This is a genomic window from Legionella spiritensis (assembly GCF_900186965.1).
GTDB classification, from domain to species: domain Bacteria; phylum Pseudomonadota; class Gammaproteobacteria; order Legionellales; family Legionellaceae; genus Legionella_C; species Legionella_C spiritensis.
In genome coordinates this window covers 263,008-279,753 of the sequence record NZ_LT906457.1, presented here as the reverse complement: position 1 = coordinate 279,753, position 16,746 = coordinate 263,008, and the positions used below count along the sequence as shown (strand labels likewise).

Below are 16,746 nucleotides of genomic sequence, written 5' to 3'. Positions count from 1 at the left end.
GGATCTGAAATGACTTTTATTGCAACATGGTATCAACGCACAAAAAAGCATGTTACCCCTCTGAGGAGATTGGTCACGCTCCCTAATTTCATTATTTTCATCGGAGTACTGACTGCCCTGATTTATCTTTTTTCCTATCTGTTTCCTTTTACCGACAATGCCTTTGTAGTCAACAATGTACGTCCCGTTGCCGCGCAGGTAAACGGCTATATCACCCATCTTTATGTGAAAAACGGAGACTATGTCCATGAGGGGCAAAAGCTGTTTACCGTGTTCAAGCCACCCTATGAATACAACGTGGCACGTTTGCAAGCGGAGCTGGCCTCGGCACGCGCCAATTTTCTGGTATTACAAACCACCTTCGAGCGCGATCAGAAAATCAGTGAAAACAAACATAAAATTTTCATCAAGCTGGATCAGGATGATAAAAAATATCACAAGGGATACGCCAATCGATCTATCTCCCTTATACAGTTACAAAACTCCGAGCAGGAAACCAAAGCGGCGAAAGATACCTGGCAGGCCGCGTTAAAACAACTGGAGATTGATCAATATCGAATGGAAGCGCAAAAAAAAGATATCGATTCACTTATCGCCCAATTACGCATCGCCGAAGTGGATTTACAGCTTACGGAAGTCATCGCCCATCAAAATGGCGTGGTACAAAATTTATTTTTTACCAAAGGTACGCCCATTAACAGGAATCAACCGTTATTTTCTCTGGTCAATACCGATGAATTGTATATTCAGGCCAATTTTAACGAAACGGATTTGCGGGATGTGCAAAATGGCTCCAGGGCTTTGATTTTTCCAAGAATGTATCTGGGGCGGAAAATGTTTCACGGTGTTGTGGATTCCAATTACTGGGCAGCTAATCGGCAACAGGTTGATCTTCGTTCGCAGTTGCAGAATGTGACTAATGAAAATCAGTGGATTTTACTGCCGCAGCGATTACCCGTGATCATCAGGATCACCGATCCCGATCCCAAATACCCTTTGTCCGTTGGGAGCAGTGCATATGTCTACATCAGAACCGGTTAACTGGCTGGATAGGATAGACCCTTACGCCATTCAGCGGATAGTGCTGGGTAAAGCCCTGTTTACAGCCACCGTTCTGACGTACGTCTATTGGTTCTTTAAACCGGATAATTTTATGACGTTTGCCGCCCCCATGCTGGTGGTGTCGTTTTATGAAGTACCTACCGTGGCAAGCCGGCGAAAAAAAGATCTTCTGACAGGGTTTATCTTTGCCGCGACGCTTACAGGCATTGCCACGTTTTATTTAATGTATCCCTTTCGCATCCTGTTCTTTTTTTATGCCGCATTATTCCTGAGTGGATTGTATTTTTTTGTTGCCGCTTTTTTTGGCGAATTAAAAAACATTACCATGATTATCCTGGCGACAGCGACGGTGGTGTTAAGTTACCAGCCGCCGGCCAATTTACAGGTTCTCTATAGCATGTGCACCTCCGCCATGCTGTCCATGATGACGATGTTTGTTTGTTTACATCTGTATCCCAATCAATCGCTCATCATATGGCGTCGGGCCATGCAAAAATACATTGCGTGCATGGAGGCGGATATCGAAGCGGCCATTCAACGACAGGACAGGCGCTATCTTTCAGAGGAAATCCATCATTTAAGTACTGTCCGCGCCGTACGGCAACTGGTTCCCAAACAAGACTTGATGAACACCTTTAGAATTGCCGTGTATATCCGCAATATCCAGTTTGCGTTTGATAATATTTATTATGAAACAAAAAACGATGATTTATGGCGTGCCGTGCAACAAAGTTTTGCCCAACTGCGCGACAGCATGCGTCACTTAACACCCTGCCCTGTTACAGAAATAGTTGTCGTATCAGAAACCCCTTTGCAAAAATACGTGATCCGCTGTTTACATAAGGCAATCCGTCGCTGGAATCAATTATGCAACACGCCCGGACATTAAAGAAAAAACTGGAATACGCCCGGTTTATCCATTTGCTGATTATCTATCTGACGGCCCTTGTCATTTTCTTATTTTCCACCGTTCCCCACCGGCAATGGATATTATTAACCGTCCTTGTGGTAAGCGCCGGCATTGAACCGGGATTAATTCTGAAACGCTCCATCCACCGCATCCTGGGAACCTTAAGCGCGTTGATTGTATTATTGCCGTTACTGTATATCATGCAGTTAAATTATCGCCTGATTCCCATTGTCTTTGCCATTGCCCTTATCGGTATGGTGGTCTCGTCACTGAATCCCGCGAGATACGATATCAGCGTATTTTTTATCACCGTCACCGTGTTTCTGTTACTTGCCCAAACCATGCAGGACAATACTCCGGAAGGCCCGTTTGAAATGGTTATCAATCGCGGCATTTGCACATTAATTGGCATAATCATAGTCATGACCAGTGATTATTTTTTATTTGGCACCTACCAATATTCACAAAAACTGTATTTATATCATCAAATTATGATTTATGATCTGCTTAAAAATACCGGCAGGGAAATTAAACAGGCACGGGATAATGAGGTAAACTCCGTGTTATTTATTGAGCGCCTGCGCAATAATTTCATTCATAAATTTTCACTCATCGAGACAAGCTCGGAAAATTTAATGCTCGACTTGAAAGCCAGTGAGCCGATCAAACAGCGCGTCCAGTCCTTTCATAAACTCATCTGGGAGATCCGGAGGCTGATATTCGCACTCAACTTTTCAGAACTCCTGGTTCCTTCACCCGAAGCAAGCCGTACCCATTGGCTACGCTACACCACCCTGATGGCGAAGGCGCGGCAGGAATTTATCAATATTGAAAAACGAAAATAACTTGTATCATGGGAGGTTCCTATCCGAATATTCATGGTAAATCTCGTTTAGTTCAATCAAATGTAATTATTAATATGAAAGGGATCCGATCAAAGACATGAATTACTCACAGCAAACCTTAACCCATTTGACAGGGATTTATGATGCAACTAACACGACCCGCCTGGAGGCTCTGGATTTGCAACGTGGATTCATTATGATTTTGATGGCTTTCTCACATTGTCGCGAATATACAGGGATCAACAATTATTCCAATATTCAATCCACCGGCTCTCCTGTCTGGAAAGGGCAATATTGGCTGGATTTGTGGCAACAAATGTTCGTGTCAACGGTGGCCGCCGGTGGTTTTTTTATGATGATGGGGCTGGGTGTTTTTATCCTTTTTCAAGCTCGCCTGAAAGAAGGCTGGTCATCAACAGCCATCGTGCATTACCTGACACTTCGTGGGATATTGTTGATATTGCTGCAATTAACGCTACTACACCTGTTCGAATGGTTTGCCATGGGCGAAATTTATTTCTATGCAGGGGTACTGTTGAGTCTTGGTTTGTGTATGATAGCTGCCGGGCTTTGCTTGCAATGGATCCACAGACACAACCAGCAAACCTGGGGGTATTTTCTACCACTAGCTCTCACCTTTGCCATTCCTCTCCTGCTGCAATGGTGGTGGACTCAAAATCCAACCTCTTCCTCTCTCTGGCGAATTCTGCTGATCACCGGTGGAGCATCTCATCAACCGTTTCCCATGGACATTAATTTTACACCAATACCCTGGTTTCCAGCGGTGGCTTTTGGTCTTTTTTTGGGAAAACTCTGGCAGGCATCCGGCGAGAAGGTTTTTAAGCGTTTTGGTCAGTTGGCATTACTTTTATTCATAACCTGGTTTGCATTGCGTACTCTGAATTTAATCGGCTGGTGCGCTTTTGGTGATTACAAGTCACCGACAGCCGGTGAAACCGTCCATTGGGCGAGTTATTTTAGCATGAGCAAATTTCCACCCAGCATCGACTATTTTTTATGGTCGTTTGCCATCAATCTCATAGGACTTTGTCTATGGCAACAAAGTCTAAGACGTTGGCCCCAGTTAGTTTTGTACGTTTCTCCATTAAAAACTTTTGGCCAAAGTGCTTTATTCTTCTTTATCCTGCACTGGTTTGTTTATTACGGTATATCTCTGTTGATAACCACTCGCGCAAACACTGCATTAACAATGGCCGGATTCTGGATGTTAGGCCTTGCTATCCTTTATCCACTATGCAAGCAATATCGTATTTTCAAACGAACCAAAAGCAGGCACTCTATTTGGCGTATGTTTTAGCCAACCTGATCTTGCTCCGGTGGTGATATACAAATGGTTCTGAAATTGTCTACGTGCCGCGACTTGTTCGCGGGACGTAGACGTTTTTTAAGAATTAAAACCATGCCAAACGACATGGAAACAGTAATAGTTGATTAATTATCCAGCTTTGTTCCATAAATCCGATCACCGGCGTCTCCCAGGCCGGGCAGAATATAAGACTTGTCATTGAGTTTTTCATCAACGTTCGCGGTATAAATGGTGACATCGGGATGCACGTCCTGGAATGCCCGGATCCCCTCCGGAGCCGCCAGCAGACAAAGAAACTTGATAGACTTCGGCTCAACCTCTTTAATACGGTTAACGGCGGCAATAGCCGTATGGCCGGTAGCCAGCATCGGATCGACCACAATAATATCGCGCTGTTGAATGTGCTCCGGCAATTTACAATAATACTCCACCACCATCAGCGTTTTTTCATCCCGGTATAACCCTATATGTCCTACACGTGCCGAAGGCATAAGCTCCAGCATACCATCCAGCAAACCATTGCCCGCTCGTAATATGGAGACAAAAACCGGTTTCTTGCCTTTGAGTACCGGCGAACGCATAGGCGCTACGGGCGTTTCAATATCTTCGTATTCAATTTCCAAATCCCTTGTCACTTCGTACGCCAGCAAAATACTGATTTCATGCATTAACGCCCTGAATTTACTTGAACTGGTTTCTTTCTTTCGCATAATGGTCAATTTATGCCGGATGAGAGGATGATGTACTTCAACAACATTATTATTCATGATTCTTTCCTTGATTAGGGGCGATAACTTTAAAAACACGCCCTAAAATATTGTCCCATCGCTTATGATCGTAATTGGCGGGGTTCCCTGACGTAATTTTGCAGCCGTTTTTCGGCCTGCATCCCAGGATCCCCCTTGAAGTATCCTTGCCAGTGGCAATACCTGTTCATCACACTGTAACTGATCTCTGATACGATAAGCCAGTTCATCCAGCAAGGAAACGGTTAAAGCCCGCCATTCCACAACCACTTCCGATCCCGGATCCTGCGCCTCGATCAGGATATCTTCATGCCTGGGCTGCAAGACCCCCATATCAATAAATAACCCGCCGTTACGATATTCCGGCAACCCCGTCAACGCATCAAGATGAGTGACAACCACACCGGACCACTCCAGCGGCTCTATCAGGGAATAAGTTAACCATTGCGACAATTTATGAAAGGGAATATATTCCGAACCCACCCTATCCGACTTTAATTGAGAATGAGTCCAGACATCTCCCAACGGTACGCCCTGATAGTGCAGACGTTTCGGCCATACGTCGGTAAATGCCAGCAAAACCGATGTAAAAAGAGCGTGGGCGGGAATCCGTTGTTCAACAAGTTGTGTTGTAATATGCTGATAAAAATGACCTAAACGCGCTTCTATACCGAAAAATTGCGGCGATTTGACTAAAACATCCCCCAGTTGGTTCAAAAGCTGTAATCGCCCTTCCAGCCCTTCCAAAGGGTTGTCTTTTGAAACCTGAAAAGCCTCTTTTAAATCCACCAGCCGCAAAGACTGTAGTCGCTCATAATCGACACGATAAGGTTGTTGAGGCGTACAACTGAATCCTCCACTCATGTACCATTCAAAACTGGCTATGGCCAGTCCTTCCGAACGACTGAAATTCCGGCCGGTTTTCTGATCAAAAAATTTCCATTGATGGCCTGCTCCCGCATCGAGCAACACGCTGATGATCGCCAGTTCAAAAAAAATGTTTCCCATGTCCTCATCAGCAGATCCGGAAAGCTGTGTACGTAACTGCTGAACACGGTGGTGGCCGCCCGCTTCAAAATGACGCCAGCGCGAATGATAGGGAATATCCAGATCAGGGTAATTTTCCAGCATTACTTCTGTCACAAACTGTGCCGTATCCGCCAATCGTGATTCATCCAGGGAAAAATGATTGAGTTGCTTGGCACGCCCCAGTTCCAGCAAACGTCCGGCCTGTTCCCGAATCGTGCGCAAATCCCGTAAACGCGTGATTACCTGATTGTCATAATTACTCATCAAGCGCCCGTCCCTTGGGAATGGCCAGTTCATTAATATCTATAATACGATCGGGAGAATAATAACCGGCGGCACGTTTCGCATCCATCTCAACATGCGCATCTTTGGGAATCAGTTCATCCGGTATTTTGACGCGTTCCACAATCTCTACGCCCGATTTTAAAATGGCGTCGTATTTCATATTGGACATTGAAACAAAGCGATGTATTTTATTGATACCCAACCAATGCAAAACATCAGACATCAATTCCTGGAAGCGCATATCCTGCACGCCCGCGACGCACTCCGTTCTTTCAAAATACTTCGCCGCGGTATCGCCTCCCCGCTGCCGTTTTCTGGCATTGTACACAAGAAATTTGGTCACCTCGCCGAGAGCACGGCCTTCCTTGCGATTGTAAATAATCAAGCCGGCTCCGCCACGCTGCGCCGATTCAATACAAAGCTCCACACCATGTGCCAGGTAAGGGCGACAGGTACAAATATCCGAGCCGAAAACATCAGAACCATTGCATTCGTCATGAATTCGACAGGACAATTCCTTTTCAGGATCATGAATGCAAGCCACGTCGCCAAATAGATAGGCGGTTAAACCACCTATCGGCGGCAGAAAAACGTCCAGATCGCTACGGGTCACCAATTCAGGAAACATGCCGCCGGTTTGTTCGAACAGCGTTCGACGCAACTCCGCTTCTTTCACATGAAAGCGATCCGCAATACCGGGTAAAAACCAGACCGGTTCAATGGCGGCTTTTGTGACAACCACATCACCGTTTTCAAGCAATATCCTGCCGTCGGCCTTAAGGCGTCCCTTTTGCATCGCCGTTCGCAATTCAGGCATGTTAATATGGGCTTGGGTAATCGCTATCGTCGGCCGGATGTCATAACCTGCTGCAATCTCCTCGGCAAAAACATCCGCGACAAGATGTCCCCAGGGATCCATCGAAACAATTTTGTCAGGCTCACTCCACTGCCAATGCGGCCCAATGGAAACAGGCGGTGTGGTATCCGTCAGATCCGGTTTATGTTCCGGATCCAGAATACCTGCCGCCACGGCCAGCGCACGATACACGGAATAGGCTCCTGAATGTGTGCCGACGGCGTTACGGTTTTTAATATTGGTTAATGACGCAATCACCGGACCACGCGCCACCGGATCTTTGGCTGCCCATTTAATATTTAATGGCGCCGTAGTATAACTTGCCGGATGAGACGTCAATACAATGTGTTTTTTTGAACCAGAACCTTTCTCAAATGTCGCCATAAAAATCCCTTTAAATGATTAGGATCCGTTGACCTTTCGTTTTGCGAAGTGACATGTCAACAGACCTCATTATAGACCTGAAAAGCCATCACTGTGCTATCTAAAATTCTCCACGATGACATTATTTTTAAAACAGTTCCAAATGCGTTTTTTTCTCAAGAGAGAAAAATTTCTTATTCTAAAAAGAATAACCAATTGATTTTTAGAATTATTTTTTTAATTCCCGGTTTGTTTGAAAAACAATGTTTTATTAATTAATAATTTCTTAATGCTGGATTGTTAAACTTTTCAACGTCTAACGAACAAGCTTTCAGGAAAAACCATGCTGGATTTTGAAAAACACACCACGATGCAAAATAAGTTGAAACAAGAGCTTTTAAAATTTCAAGATGATTCGAATACAAGTGACTTGTTGCTATTGATTGAGACGCAGCAGGAACGATTATCTTATTTAACAGCAAGCGTTCTTCACTTTCCATCACAACCACTTGATACGGATTCAACATTTACCACATATTATAATGATTATGTAACTGATTACGCCACTCAAAGATTCATGGTTAGGATTTTTCATAATGAATTACTTGCATTGATGCCGGAACTGTCTGGTTCTGATTTTCATCTTTCAGAACACTCTTATTTGAGCAACGTTGAAGAATCTCTATTCCCGGGCATTTACGATATTTGGCCAGAGGATATTCTACCTGCCCCTGATTGTTCTATTGTGTCGAGCCCTTATAAAAATCCAGCCCCGACTTTTTTCTCAACCCCATCAGCTCAACCATCAAAAAGAAAAAGAGGCTGCGAGAGTGACAATACTACGACAGATCACAAACTCTCCAGTCAATATGATGGAACTCATGAGCCGGAAAGAAAACGGCTTGAACAATTAAAATCGAAAGGGAATAATGCTACTCAGGAGGAAAAGGAAGAGAAGCGCCGCCTTTCTAATAAGCTTAATGCGCGTAAATCCCGCGAAAAGCAGAAAAATTACACAATAAGCCTTGAAAGAGAAGTGGCAACCCTGAAACAGGAAAATGAACAATTGCGCGCCGAAAATGCCCGCTTGAAACAAATGAATCAAAGCAATCACGATGGGGGCGCCGCTACAAGCCCGGCACACTTTACCATGTGATCAAAGGCAGCCTGCTGCAATACACCGAATTATTGCGTATAATTAAATGATCCTGGGTAAGGGAACGTTGAAATGTCAAAATGGATTATGGTTGCCCTGACGCTTAACCTGTTTTCAGCGGCTTATGCCGCTGATACAGACGCAACGTGCCGGAAATTAGGTATAGATGATATCCAGGAGTGTGTTTTATCCTCTTCCCAGGGCAATACCGACAAAGTTTATGGTATTACCAACATGCCTTACGCTTTATGTTCAAAAGCGGCATGCAAACCCATGAAACATGTAAAATTTGCCGAGTGCGAATGCGAGGTGGCAAATTATAAAAAGGGATGGAAATCTTTTTCAGTATCTCCCGGCCGCTATGTTTCAGCGAAACCAACCTATAGCGACGATGGCGGTTTACAAACCGTACAATCAAATTATTCAATGGCAAATATATCAGATTTTTCCGAAAGACCAGCCCAATTGTGCCAATATGGCGCCCCACATCACTGGGCCAACTGTTATGGGGTTCGTTGTCAGGTAAAAAATCAAATAGCAGACGGCAAGGTGCGGCAAATTGCCGTCTGTGTTTGCCCGGTAAACGCCAATAAGATGTTTCTTATCGGGGCTACAGAAAAATCAGCCTGTGCTCGACCCGATATCATCTGGTCAGCAACCATTGGCGACGGTTCACATGTGTACGGCAATAAGCCTGTGTTTATTTTCTACAATAAAATTTATCCCCAATCGCCGCCGGCAAAAAAAATAAAATGAAGGAATCACTTTTTAATAACGGTAATTTTGATTCGCGTTTCGCAAATTACGAACTTATGGATAAACTATAATTAAGATACTTATTTAGGCCGTATCGTCATGACAAGACATGGGTTTTTCACTTTATATATTTCCTAAAGAACAGGTCTCACATTATCTTCCTGATCGGTATTTACTTCCTCCTTGCCTTCACGACCAAAAAACACATTGCTGTGATTGTGACCGAGGCCTATCCTGTTTTCTGTTTTTTTATTTTTCAGAAGAGTTCTCGCTTTAGTTACAACGTCTTCTGCATGTAAAATATTTGGAGATTCGGGATTTTTGGAAAGGCCAGGATGTAAAAAAGATAAAATGGTAATAATTATCTCAACGGGCAGCCCTGATCCTGATCTATCTTGCTGAAATTGCAGGGCAAATGAGGTCATGGCGCATATCGCCCTTGCAAAATCAGATTCACCATTATTTTTTAATTTAAAGCGCTGCCGATTTTCCGGTGGGCCCAGGATTTGCAGTAATTTGTCACGTGCTTTAATTTTTTGACGTTTCTTAAAAAGGCCATTGTTTTCAAGGTTAATTTCTTCCACTGTGAAAGGGATGCTATTAATAATTAGTTCCATTTCAGTGGTGGAGAGTTCGGAAAGTGAATTATTACTCAGATTTAAGACCCGCAAACTGGAAGGAAGATGCTTCAGAATAGCAGCAAAAGTCTCCACCAGCATTGCTCCACGATGAATGTTGCTTAAATCCAGTGATACCACATTAGCGGGAAGTGCTTGTAAAATTTTAATCAATATACCGGGGTCTCTATTATAAAATTTATACATGCTTTCATTTTTATCATATACACGCACCGATCCCAGAAAGTTTGAAAGACGGTTTCCAGCCAAACTAAGGTGATGCAATGTCTTAGGCAAGGATTCTATTACTGGAAGTACAAAATCATCCACCATAGTAGAATAATAATCCAGATGATAGAGTTGAAGTGAGTCTATGTTTTCAGGCAGCAGGGGAATAATACTTTTTACCGCATGAAGAAGCGTACTGGCCGTTTCATAAGGTCTTGAGCGATAACCAACAGGGAGAAACAAACGAAAATAGTTAGAGTTTTCAGGAAGTCTTTTAATATCTTTTGAAATCCGTTCGCTGTACTCATCAACATCAAAACTCATTATTGCTCTCTTTTTCATAACGGCGTTTGGAAAGTAATAAAATGGCATGCCATTGTCAATTCATGCCACACTTTCTCGCAAGTAACTATTTTGACAATATTTTTCAAGTTGTGCGACGATGAAGGACATCGTTATTGTAGCCTGTGTGACTTCATCGATGATGACACATCACCGCCTGGTATTTCTTGACCATACACAACGTTTCATTTCAGTGCGGCTGAATGATATTTGAAAATAATTTTTTTCTGTAAGGAGTGCTTTTGTGGAAGATCGACTTTACGAGGGTCGATATATAGGCTCTATAGAGAAAATGTTATCCCTCACTTCCACAACTCCAACCGGTAAAAAAACACTGGATTTACACCAGTATCATTTGTTTGAAAATACCAGTTGGCTACAAAAACTCCTTGCCGCGTTACCAAAAGATTTATCTGAGCTTAATTTAAATGGTAATGCTGATAGTACTTCTCCAAATTGGTATGGCACTTTCGATTTAGCACAGTCACTCAGCGTTCTTCCTGAAAACCTTGTTGCGCTCGATTTATCCGGGAACCATCTATCTTCATTACGCGTATTTAAACTCGTTAAAATGCTTAAGGTACTTCCAGAAAATCTTGTTACACTTTCATTAAATGATAATAATCTGTATCGTATTTCTGCGGATGATTTGGTTATGATTTTCAAAGCATTGCCAAAAAACCTTGTATTTCTTGATATAGGAAATAATTATTTTAGTCAATTTTGCGTCGAAGATCTCATTAAAATTGTTCAATGTCTAATAGAAAAAAATATATCGCCTCTTAATTTAAGCAAGGATGATTTACGCCCATTAACGGCAGCATCCCTGGCTGAATTGTTAAAAAATCTTCCTGAAAAGATAACATCTGTTAACTTAAGCGGCTACCATCTTTATCGATATACGTCCCAAGAATTGGCAAAAATCCTATCTGCGCTTCCACCCCATGTGACTTTTATTGATTTAAGTAATAATTATCTTGGTTATCAATCCATTGATAAATTACAAGAGATTCTGGCAGCAATTCCCGCTACGGTTAAAATCGTTAACCTTGAAAAAAATCATCTTTTCACTAAAAAAACCATTAGCGAGCGTAACGAGTTATTGCAGTCTCTCCCGGGCGACATAAAAGACAGGCAACGCTTTATTATAAAAAACAATGGAGAATCTGATTTTGCCAGAACTTTACTGCCAATGGTCCTTCTGGCTCGCCAGTTTCACGAAACTGGCGCAGGATTACCTTTTGATATCATTAAAATTATTCTCTCTTTTTTGTACGAAGGGCCAACAGCCCGGAAAACAGAACAGATTGACCAGATGATAACGGATAGACCCGAAAAGGAAAGATTGCAAAATGCTGTTGTTGAAGCCGTTGACAGATATTTAAATCAAAACAGAATCAAGCGAGGCGTCAACAGTTTTTTTAACTGGTGCTGGAATGGTTATTTTGAGATAGAACAGGATGCACGCTCCTTTCGCGATAAAATTATAAAAACCCCTACCTATGAGCAAGTCCATAATGAAATCAATCGTTTTTTAAGCAATCAAATGACCTGTCGCTGTTACCCGACACTTCTATCCTTTCTACGCGAAGCGCTCAATAAAAAAGACGAAGATGAGCCATGTGATTATTTGACCCTAAAATAGGAACGCCTGCTATCGTACGATGTAATGACAGACAAGCCAATGCGACAGAACCGTTCAAATTCATTGAAATAGCAACTTAATGATTTCTTTTGTATTGTTTATCTGAAATTTTTTTCTAACATTGGCGAAAATATTATCAGCCGTTTTTTTTGATATGCCAAGAAAATCACCAATATTTTTAGCGGTAAATCCCTGTGAGGCAAGTAAAAGCAACTGCCATTCGCGATGAGTGACTTTTTTATGTAACTGATTGTATTTCTCATCAAGGTGAAATTTATTATGATTAAAATTCTCTCGTTTATTTTGTTTGGGTAAAATCGTGGAAGGGATAGGTTTTGCTATCCTCGGTGAGACGTGTTTAAACCTGTTGGCAAAATAATGGTTGAAATTTTCTATATGATAAAAATTATTTAAATAATATTGATTTACCGTTTCAGTTTCTTTATTTGCAGCAAACGTAAAAACTCGCACACTGTTGCCAGACTCGCTGGATTTGTCAATCACCCTGAAATAATGATCATATTTATTAGCACTGTGGTGCTGGAACAATTGATTATTTAAATCATAAAAATTAAATTTATTATTTTTATGGTCAGCATGTATCATCCTGTTAAGGTAGCTTTCGATTAAATTCTCCTGAATGGAGCAAGTAAAACTGCATGCGTCACTGCTTAAAAGTGTGAACGTATGGTCTTCAAAAATTTCCAAATAACTAAAATACTTGATGGGGCTTACAGCAAAAGCGTCACCAACAATTTCATTTACAAGATTGGATTGCTGAATCATCGTTTCAAAAAAATGGGTAGAAAACATTTCTGTAATATCAAATACAAATTGCACATATATTACACAATATTTTACTGAAAATCAATGGCAAGCCCGGGTTTCGTGAACAAAATATAAGCCTGTTAATAATTCCTTGTCGCTCGTCATGAAAGCCAACATGATGTTTGGACATGAAACCCGCAATACGCTCGAAAATCTCTTTAAGGGCGTTCCTAAAGCCTTTTAGATCCTGAAATACCTATGTTTATCCAAAGATTCATATTTTTTTTAAATGTCTCTTAATGCTTGTTTGCTATCCTTTTAACCCGTACATTTTTTTTATTAGTTATGAGCAATACATTACTTGATTATGAACTTCATTTTGTAGCCGTTACTGATCGGCAGAAACGAGCATACCAAAATATATTAGATTTCATTAAAAACAATCTTGATTTGTTACCTGGTAGTTTAGAACGAATTGCTGAGAAGGAGTTCACTTTTTTACAATTAACAGGTGTATTAAAACATATTAATCAAGAACAACAAGACCTGTTAACGATAAAAGCAGACACAAAAAATAGCATCGAAAAATCAAATAAAATTATTAAAAATCTAGACCTCGAATCTAAAAAAATAAATTTGGAATTAAACAACATTAAAAAAGAGAATGAAAAAAATATTAATTTTATTAGTTCAAACCAAAATAATATATCCAAACCAACCACTTACGATGAATTTATAACGGATAAAAATCCCGGCTTGCTTAAGTCGCTGTTTCTTTTATTTGTTTCCAGCAAATCTATTGAACAAGCACAACAAAAGATTTCTGATTACGAACAATTACAAACCGCACTGAAAAATAACGATGACTTTATAAAAAAGAAAAAAGAATACACAACGAGGCTAAATGATTTACTGGAAAAAGTAAGCGCGATAAAACGTGATATTACGACGGCGAAGAGCGCTATTGCAGAATCTGACATGCTTCAGATCAAGCTCTCGGGATTATCGGGTCATTTAATGCGCAATATTAATATTTTAGTAATGGAAGAAAGTGATTTAAAAAAAGAGGTTTATAGTTCATTAAACAATACGGGAAAAGAGATCGAAGAAAACCACGATGAAGACCTTATTTTTGGAATGGATCTTTTAAACACATTCCGATGAAACTGGTAGTGTTTAAATAACGGCGTTATCTCTCTTGCAATAACGTACTTGCAGGAGCTCTATGGGATATCTATTACGTCTGTTGGAAAATTCGGGTATTTTTTCAGTCTGCCAAGGGAACTGCAACTTAAAATTTTTATTGATGCCGCTTTTTTTTAAAAAACCCGTTCACCAGGTCTCACTTTTAGAAAAAAAATTCCCCGGCGGACTGAATGGTTCCTTCTTTTACAGTTTCTGGGTGCTGTAAAAGATATTGCACGAGAAATGGATGTTGATTTGGGACGTTATAAACGTGTTGCTAACGGACTTTGATGAGCATTTATCAGGCAATCATCGCCCAAGACGCAACGTGTTATTTTCGTTTTGGCAGCGCCACAAATAATGAGCCGGTGTGATTTAACCTGTTTGCTTCCACACCAGCCTGGTCTCCCTCACCCTTATAGACATCAACATGAGCCCCTATAATGGCGCCGCCAGCGTCCTGGGCCACACACCATGACGTCGTTTTTTTGCAATGATAGATGAAATTCATTCCAACAGGAATGACCTGGTGATCGGTTGCGCATGAAACATGTGGCGTTAGGGAAATTTTTTCTGAACCATACGGTCCGCCATCTTCCTTGGCAAAAAATACATAGCTTTGATCGCGATTTCGCAAGTCGGCGGCTTTATCGCGGTTACGTGGGTTATCCAGATATTGGCGGATCTGCTTTTCCGATGCAGCGCTTTGTTTAATTTCTTTCGATACGTTACAGCGTAACTTCGCTTCATCATGACATTTGGGATCTTTAGCACAACGTTCCATTGCATCAAGGTTGCCGCCACAGGTTGGATCTTGTGCGCATTGAACTATACGGCCAAGCATGGTGCGCGGTCTACCGTTGGCGCCATCGTAATTGATATGAAATAATTTTCCATCAATCATTAATGAACCAGACCCTTCAACCATTAAAAAAGGCGGGTCATTTGGATCTTTAACATAGCCAATTATATATTTTGGATGTAAAGCCCCATGATTAATTTCTTCACGATCGGGCACTACAGAGTAGGTCCCATTGGCATTTTTAAGACAATATTTACGCACCATTTTGGTCAGCGGATCAACCCCGCAAAGAGGGGTTTTCAAATGAAACTTTTTACTTTCCAACGTGACATTGACCACACCAGGGTTGCTATAGATTGGATATAAGAATTTCCCACCACGTTTGGTGCGAGCTTCAATAGCGGCAGGCGCGTAATAGGCCGTAAATTGAAAGGAACCCTTTTTAAATCCTGCGTGATTTTCAGGCCAGCCATCGCTTTTATACCAGTCAAACCCGGTTTTGATAGTTGATAAATATTTTTGAAAATCACCATGGGCAGCTTTTGCAAGAGCGAGCATTTTTTTGTTGGTATCAAGGCACCATTCCTGGCGCTTGAATGGATGGCCGGCAATAGTTACCGTCTGCAATTCACCCTGGTTTTTTTTGCAGTTTTCAATCTGATTGTTTAATGCTTTGATAATTTCATCCATATTGCCCACAGGGTTTTCTAACGGGAGTTCCGAGGGTGAAACTTTATGGAATTTAAAGCGCAACACACCGGGCTCTTTGGCAGCCATTTTCTGTCTTGAGGTAAAGTCCGCGAGCCTTCTAATATCTAAACAGCGCTGGATTGGATCCGCAGGCAGAGCGGCCTGAGTGACGATGCTAAATGTCATTAGTGCAACTATTAAAGCGGATTGAAACATTAGTATCCTTTCGCCTGGCTATGGATGAGGTTTCCCCAACCATTGATTTTGAATTTGTAAATAAGAATTATACAGGTTATTAATAAACCATCACAGGGATGCTTTTAAATAACCTGGCTGAATTACCGAATCAGCCTGCCTTTAACCAACTAAATACCAATTTAAAAACGCACCAATATAATAAGCAAGTGCCGCCGTTGCAACACCTGTAACGAGTGTCTCGAATCCGGAAAAATACCAGGCTCGGGCCGACCAACGACCTTTGATAGAACCGATAATAAAAAAAGCGGCTCCCGTGCAAAGGCAAGATATCCCGAAAGCATTGGAAAAACCAAGTATGTAAGGGATCAATGGAATCATTCCAAAGAGTAAAAATGATAAAAAAGTGCATAAGGACGATTTAAACGGTGAGCGAATAGCCCCGGGCAATCCATACTCTTCTTGTAACATCGTTTTGATCCACAACGATTTATTTTCGGTAATTACCTGGACAATCTTTTCTAAATCAGCTTGTTTTACCCCTTTGTTCCTGAAAATTTGTCTAATTTCATTTCTTTCGCCTTCCGGTATCGTTTCGATGTGCTTTTCTTCGATTGCTTCATAATGACGAAATTGATCTATCTCTGACTTTGTACCCAAATAATTACTGGCTGCCATTGAAAAACCATCGGCTAATAAATTAGCAAATCCCAGGATTAAAATGACCAGTGAAGATAACTTCCCTCCAACGACACCTGATACGATTGCAAACGTGGTAACAGCACCATCAATCCCTCCATAAATCCAATCGCGCAGATAACTTTGCGATGGCGGCCTGGAAAAGCGCTTTGCGATCGCATCTTCCGTGTGGCTGTGTTCTAAATCCACCATAAAATCAAGCGTCCCTTCTTAATTTGAGCATTTATCATTTTCAACTAT

Annotated in this window: 15 protein-coding genes; 8 read left to right on the top strand and 7 right to left on the bottom strand. The window is 41.6% G+C overall.

The window, feature by feature from the left end; translation table 11 throughout:
- The first annotated feature begins 9 nt into the window (after positions 1-9).
- The 4 genes from CKW05_RS01380 to CKW05_RS01365 all read left to right on the top strand — a co-directional run bounded on the left by CKW05_RS01380 (position 10) and on the right by CKW05_RS01365 (position 4,135).
- Positions 10-1,041, top strand: coding sequence for an HlyD family secretion protein (locus CKW05_RS01380; RefSeq protein WP_058483265.1), 1,032 nt, complete (start codon positions 10-12; stop codon positions 1,039-1,041).
- On the top strand, positions 1,019-1,951 hold the full coding sequence (locus CKW05_RS01375; protein ID WP_065238391.1) for a hypothetical protein: 933 nt from the start codon (positions 1,019-1,021) through the stop codon (positions 1,949-1,951). Before CKW05_RS01380 ends, CKW05_RS01375 begins: the two co-directional genes overlap by 23 nt.
- Positions 1,930-2,817, top strand: a complete 888-nt coding sequence (locus tag CKW05_RS01370) for an FUSC family protein (protein ID WP_058483267.1) — start codon at positions 1,930-1,932, stop codon at positions 2,815-2,817. Before CKW05_RS01375 ends, CKW05_RS01370 begins: the two co-directional genes overlap by 22 nt.
- Before the next feature lie 97 nt (positions 2,818-2,914).
- A complete protein-coding gene (locus tag CKW05_RS01365; RefSeq protein ID WP_058483268.1) occupies positions 2,915-4,135 on the top strand; it encodes a heparan-alpha-glucosaminide N-acetyltransferase domain-containing protein in 1,221 nt (406 codons plus the stop codon).
- 134 nt (positions 4,136-4,269) lie between these two features.
- Here CKW05_RS01365 and upp read toward each other — a convergent pair whose 3' ends face one another.
- The 3 genes from upp to CKW05_RS01350 are packed head-to-tail and all read right to left on the bottom strand — an operon-like array spanning position 4,270 to position 7,444.
- Positions 4,270-4,911 carry a uracil phosphoribosyltransferase gene (upp, locus tag CKW05_RS01360; RefSeq protein ID WP_058483269.1) on the bottom strand — a complete coding sequence of 214 codons (642 nt, stop codon included), beginning with the start codon at positions 4,909-4,911 and terminating at the stop codon, positions 4,270-4,272.
- Between the two features lie 42 nt (positions 4,912-4,953).
- Positions 4,954-6,183: a URC4/urg3 family protein gene (locus CKW05_RS01355; protein ID WP_058483270.1), complete on the bottom strand. Its 1,230-nt coding sequence runs from the start codon at positions 6,181-6,183 to the stop codon at positions 4,954-4,956.
- The gene (locus CKW05_RS01350) at positions 6,176-7,444 is read right to left on the bottom strand and encodes a GTP cyclohydrolase II (protein ID WP_058483271.1); all 1,269 of its coding nucleotides are present in this window, start codon (positions 7,442-7,444) and stop codon (positions 6,176-6,178) included. Before CKW05_RS01350 ends, CKW05_RS01355 begins: the two co-directional genes overlap by 8 nt.
- 322 nt (positions 7,445-7,766) lie before the next feature.
- On the opposite strand from CKW05_RS01350, the gene CKW05_RS01345 reads away from it, so the two are divergent.
- Both CKW05_RS01345 and CKW05_RS01340 read left to right on the top strand, forming a co-directional pair.
- The gene (locus tag CKW05_RS01345) at positions 7,767-8,579 is read left to right on the top strand and encodes a bZIP transcription factor (RefSeq protein WP_058483272.1); all 813 of its coding nucleotides are present in this window, start codon (positions 7,767-7,769) and stop codon (positions 8,577-8,579) included.
- 72 nt (positions 8,580-8,651) lie between these two features.
- Complete coding sequence (locus CKW05_RS01340; protein ID WP_058483273.1) at positions 8,652-9,335, top strand: hypothetical protein; 684 nt, start codon at positions 8,652-8,654, stop codon at positions 9,333-9,335.
- Positions 9,336-9,469: 134 nt separating this feature from the next.
- Here the strand turns inward: CKW05_RS01340 and CKW05_RS01335 are convergent, their stop codons facing one another.
- A complete protein-coding gene (locus CKW05_RS01335; protein ID WP_058483274.1) occupies positions 9,470-10,504 on the bottom strand; it encodes a leucine-rich repeat domain-containing protein in 1,035 nt (344 codons plus the stop codon).
- A 373-nt stretch (positions 10,505-10,877) separates the two neighbouring features.
- On the opposite strand from CKW05_RS01335, the gene CKW05_RS01330 reads away from it, so the two are divergent.
- The gene (locus CKW05_RS01330; protein ID WP_133141199.1) at positions 10,878-12,167 is read left to right on the top strand and encodes a leucine-rich repeat domain-containing protein; all 1,290 of its coding nucleotides are present in this window, start codon (positions 10,878-10,880) and stop codon (positions 12,165-12,167) included.
- 60 nt (positions 12,168-12,227) lie between these two features.
- Here CKW05_RS01330 and CKW05_RS01325 read toward each other — a convergent pair whose 3' ends face one another.
- Positions 12,228-13,007 carry a helix-turn-helix transcriptional regulator gene (locus tag CKW05_RS01325; RefSeq protein WP_058483276.1) on the bottom strand — a complete coding sequence of 260 codons (780 nt, stop codon included), beginning with the start codon at positions 13,005-13,007 and terminating at the stop codon, positions 12,228-12,230.
- 273 nt (positions 13,008-13,280) lie between these two features.
- Between CKW05_RS01325 and CKW05_RS01320 the strand changes: the two genes are divergently transcribed.
- A complete protein-coding gene (locus CKW05_RS01320) occupies positions 13,281-14,099 on the top strand; it encodes a coiled-coil domain-containing protein (RefSeq protein WP_133141200.1) in 819 nt (272 codons plus the stop codon).
- Positions 14,100-14,451: 352 nt separating this feature from the next.
- Here the strand turns inward: CKW05_RS01320 and CKW05_RS01310 are convergent, their stop codons facing one another.
- Both CKW05_RS01310 and CKW05_RS01305 read right to left on the bottom strand, forming a co-directional pair.
- Positions 14,452-15,828 (bottom strand): MltA domain-containing protein, encoded by a 1,377-nt coding sequence (locus CKW05_RS01310; RefSeq protein ID WP_058483279.1) that lies wholly within the window; start codon positions 15,826-15,828, stop codon positions 14,452-14,454.
- Positions 15,829-15,969: 141 nt separating this feature from the next.
- Complete coding sequence (locus tag CKW05_RS01305; RefSeq protein ID WP_058483280.1) at positions 15,970-16,698, bottom strand: VIT1/CCC1 transporter family protein; 729 nt, start codon at positions 16,696-16,698, stop codon at positions 15,970-15,972.
- Between the last annotated feature and the right edge of the window lie 48 nt (positions 16,699-16,746).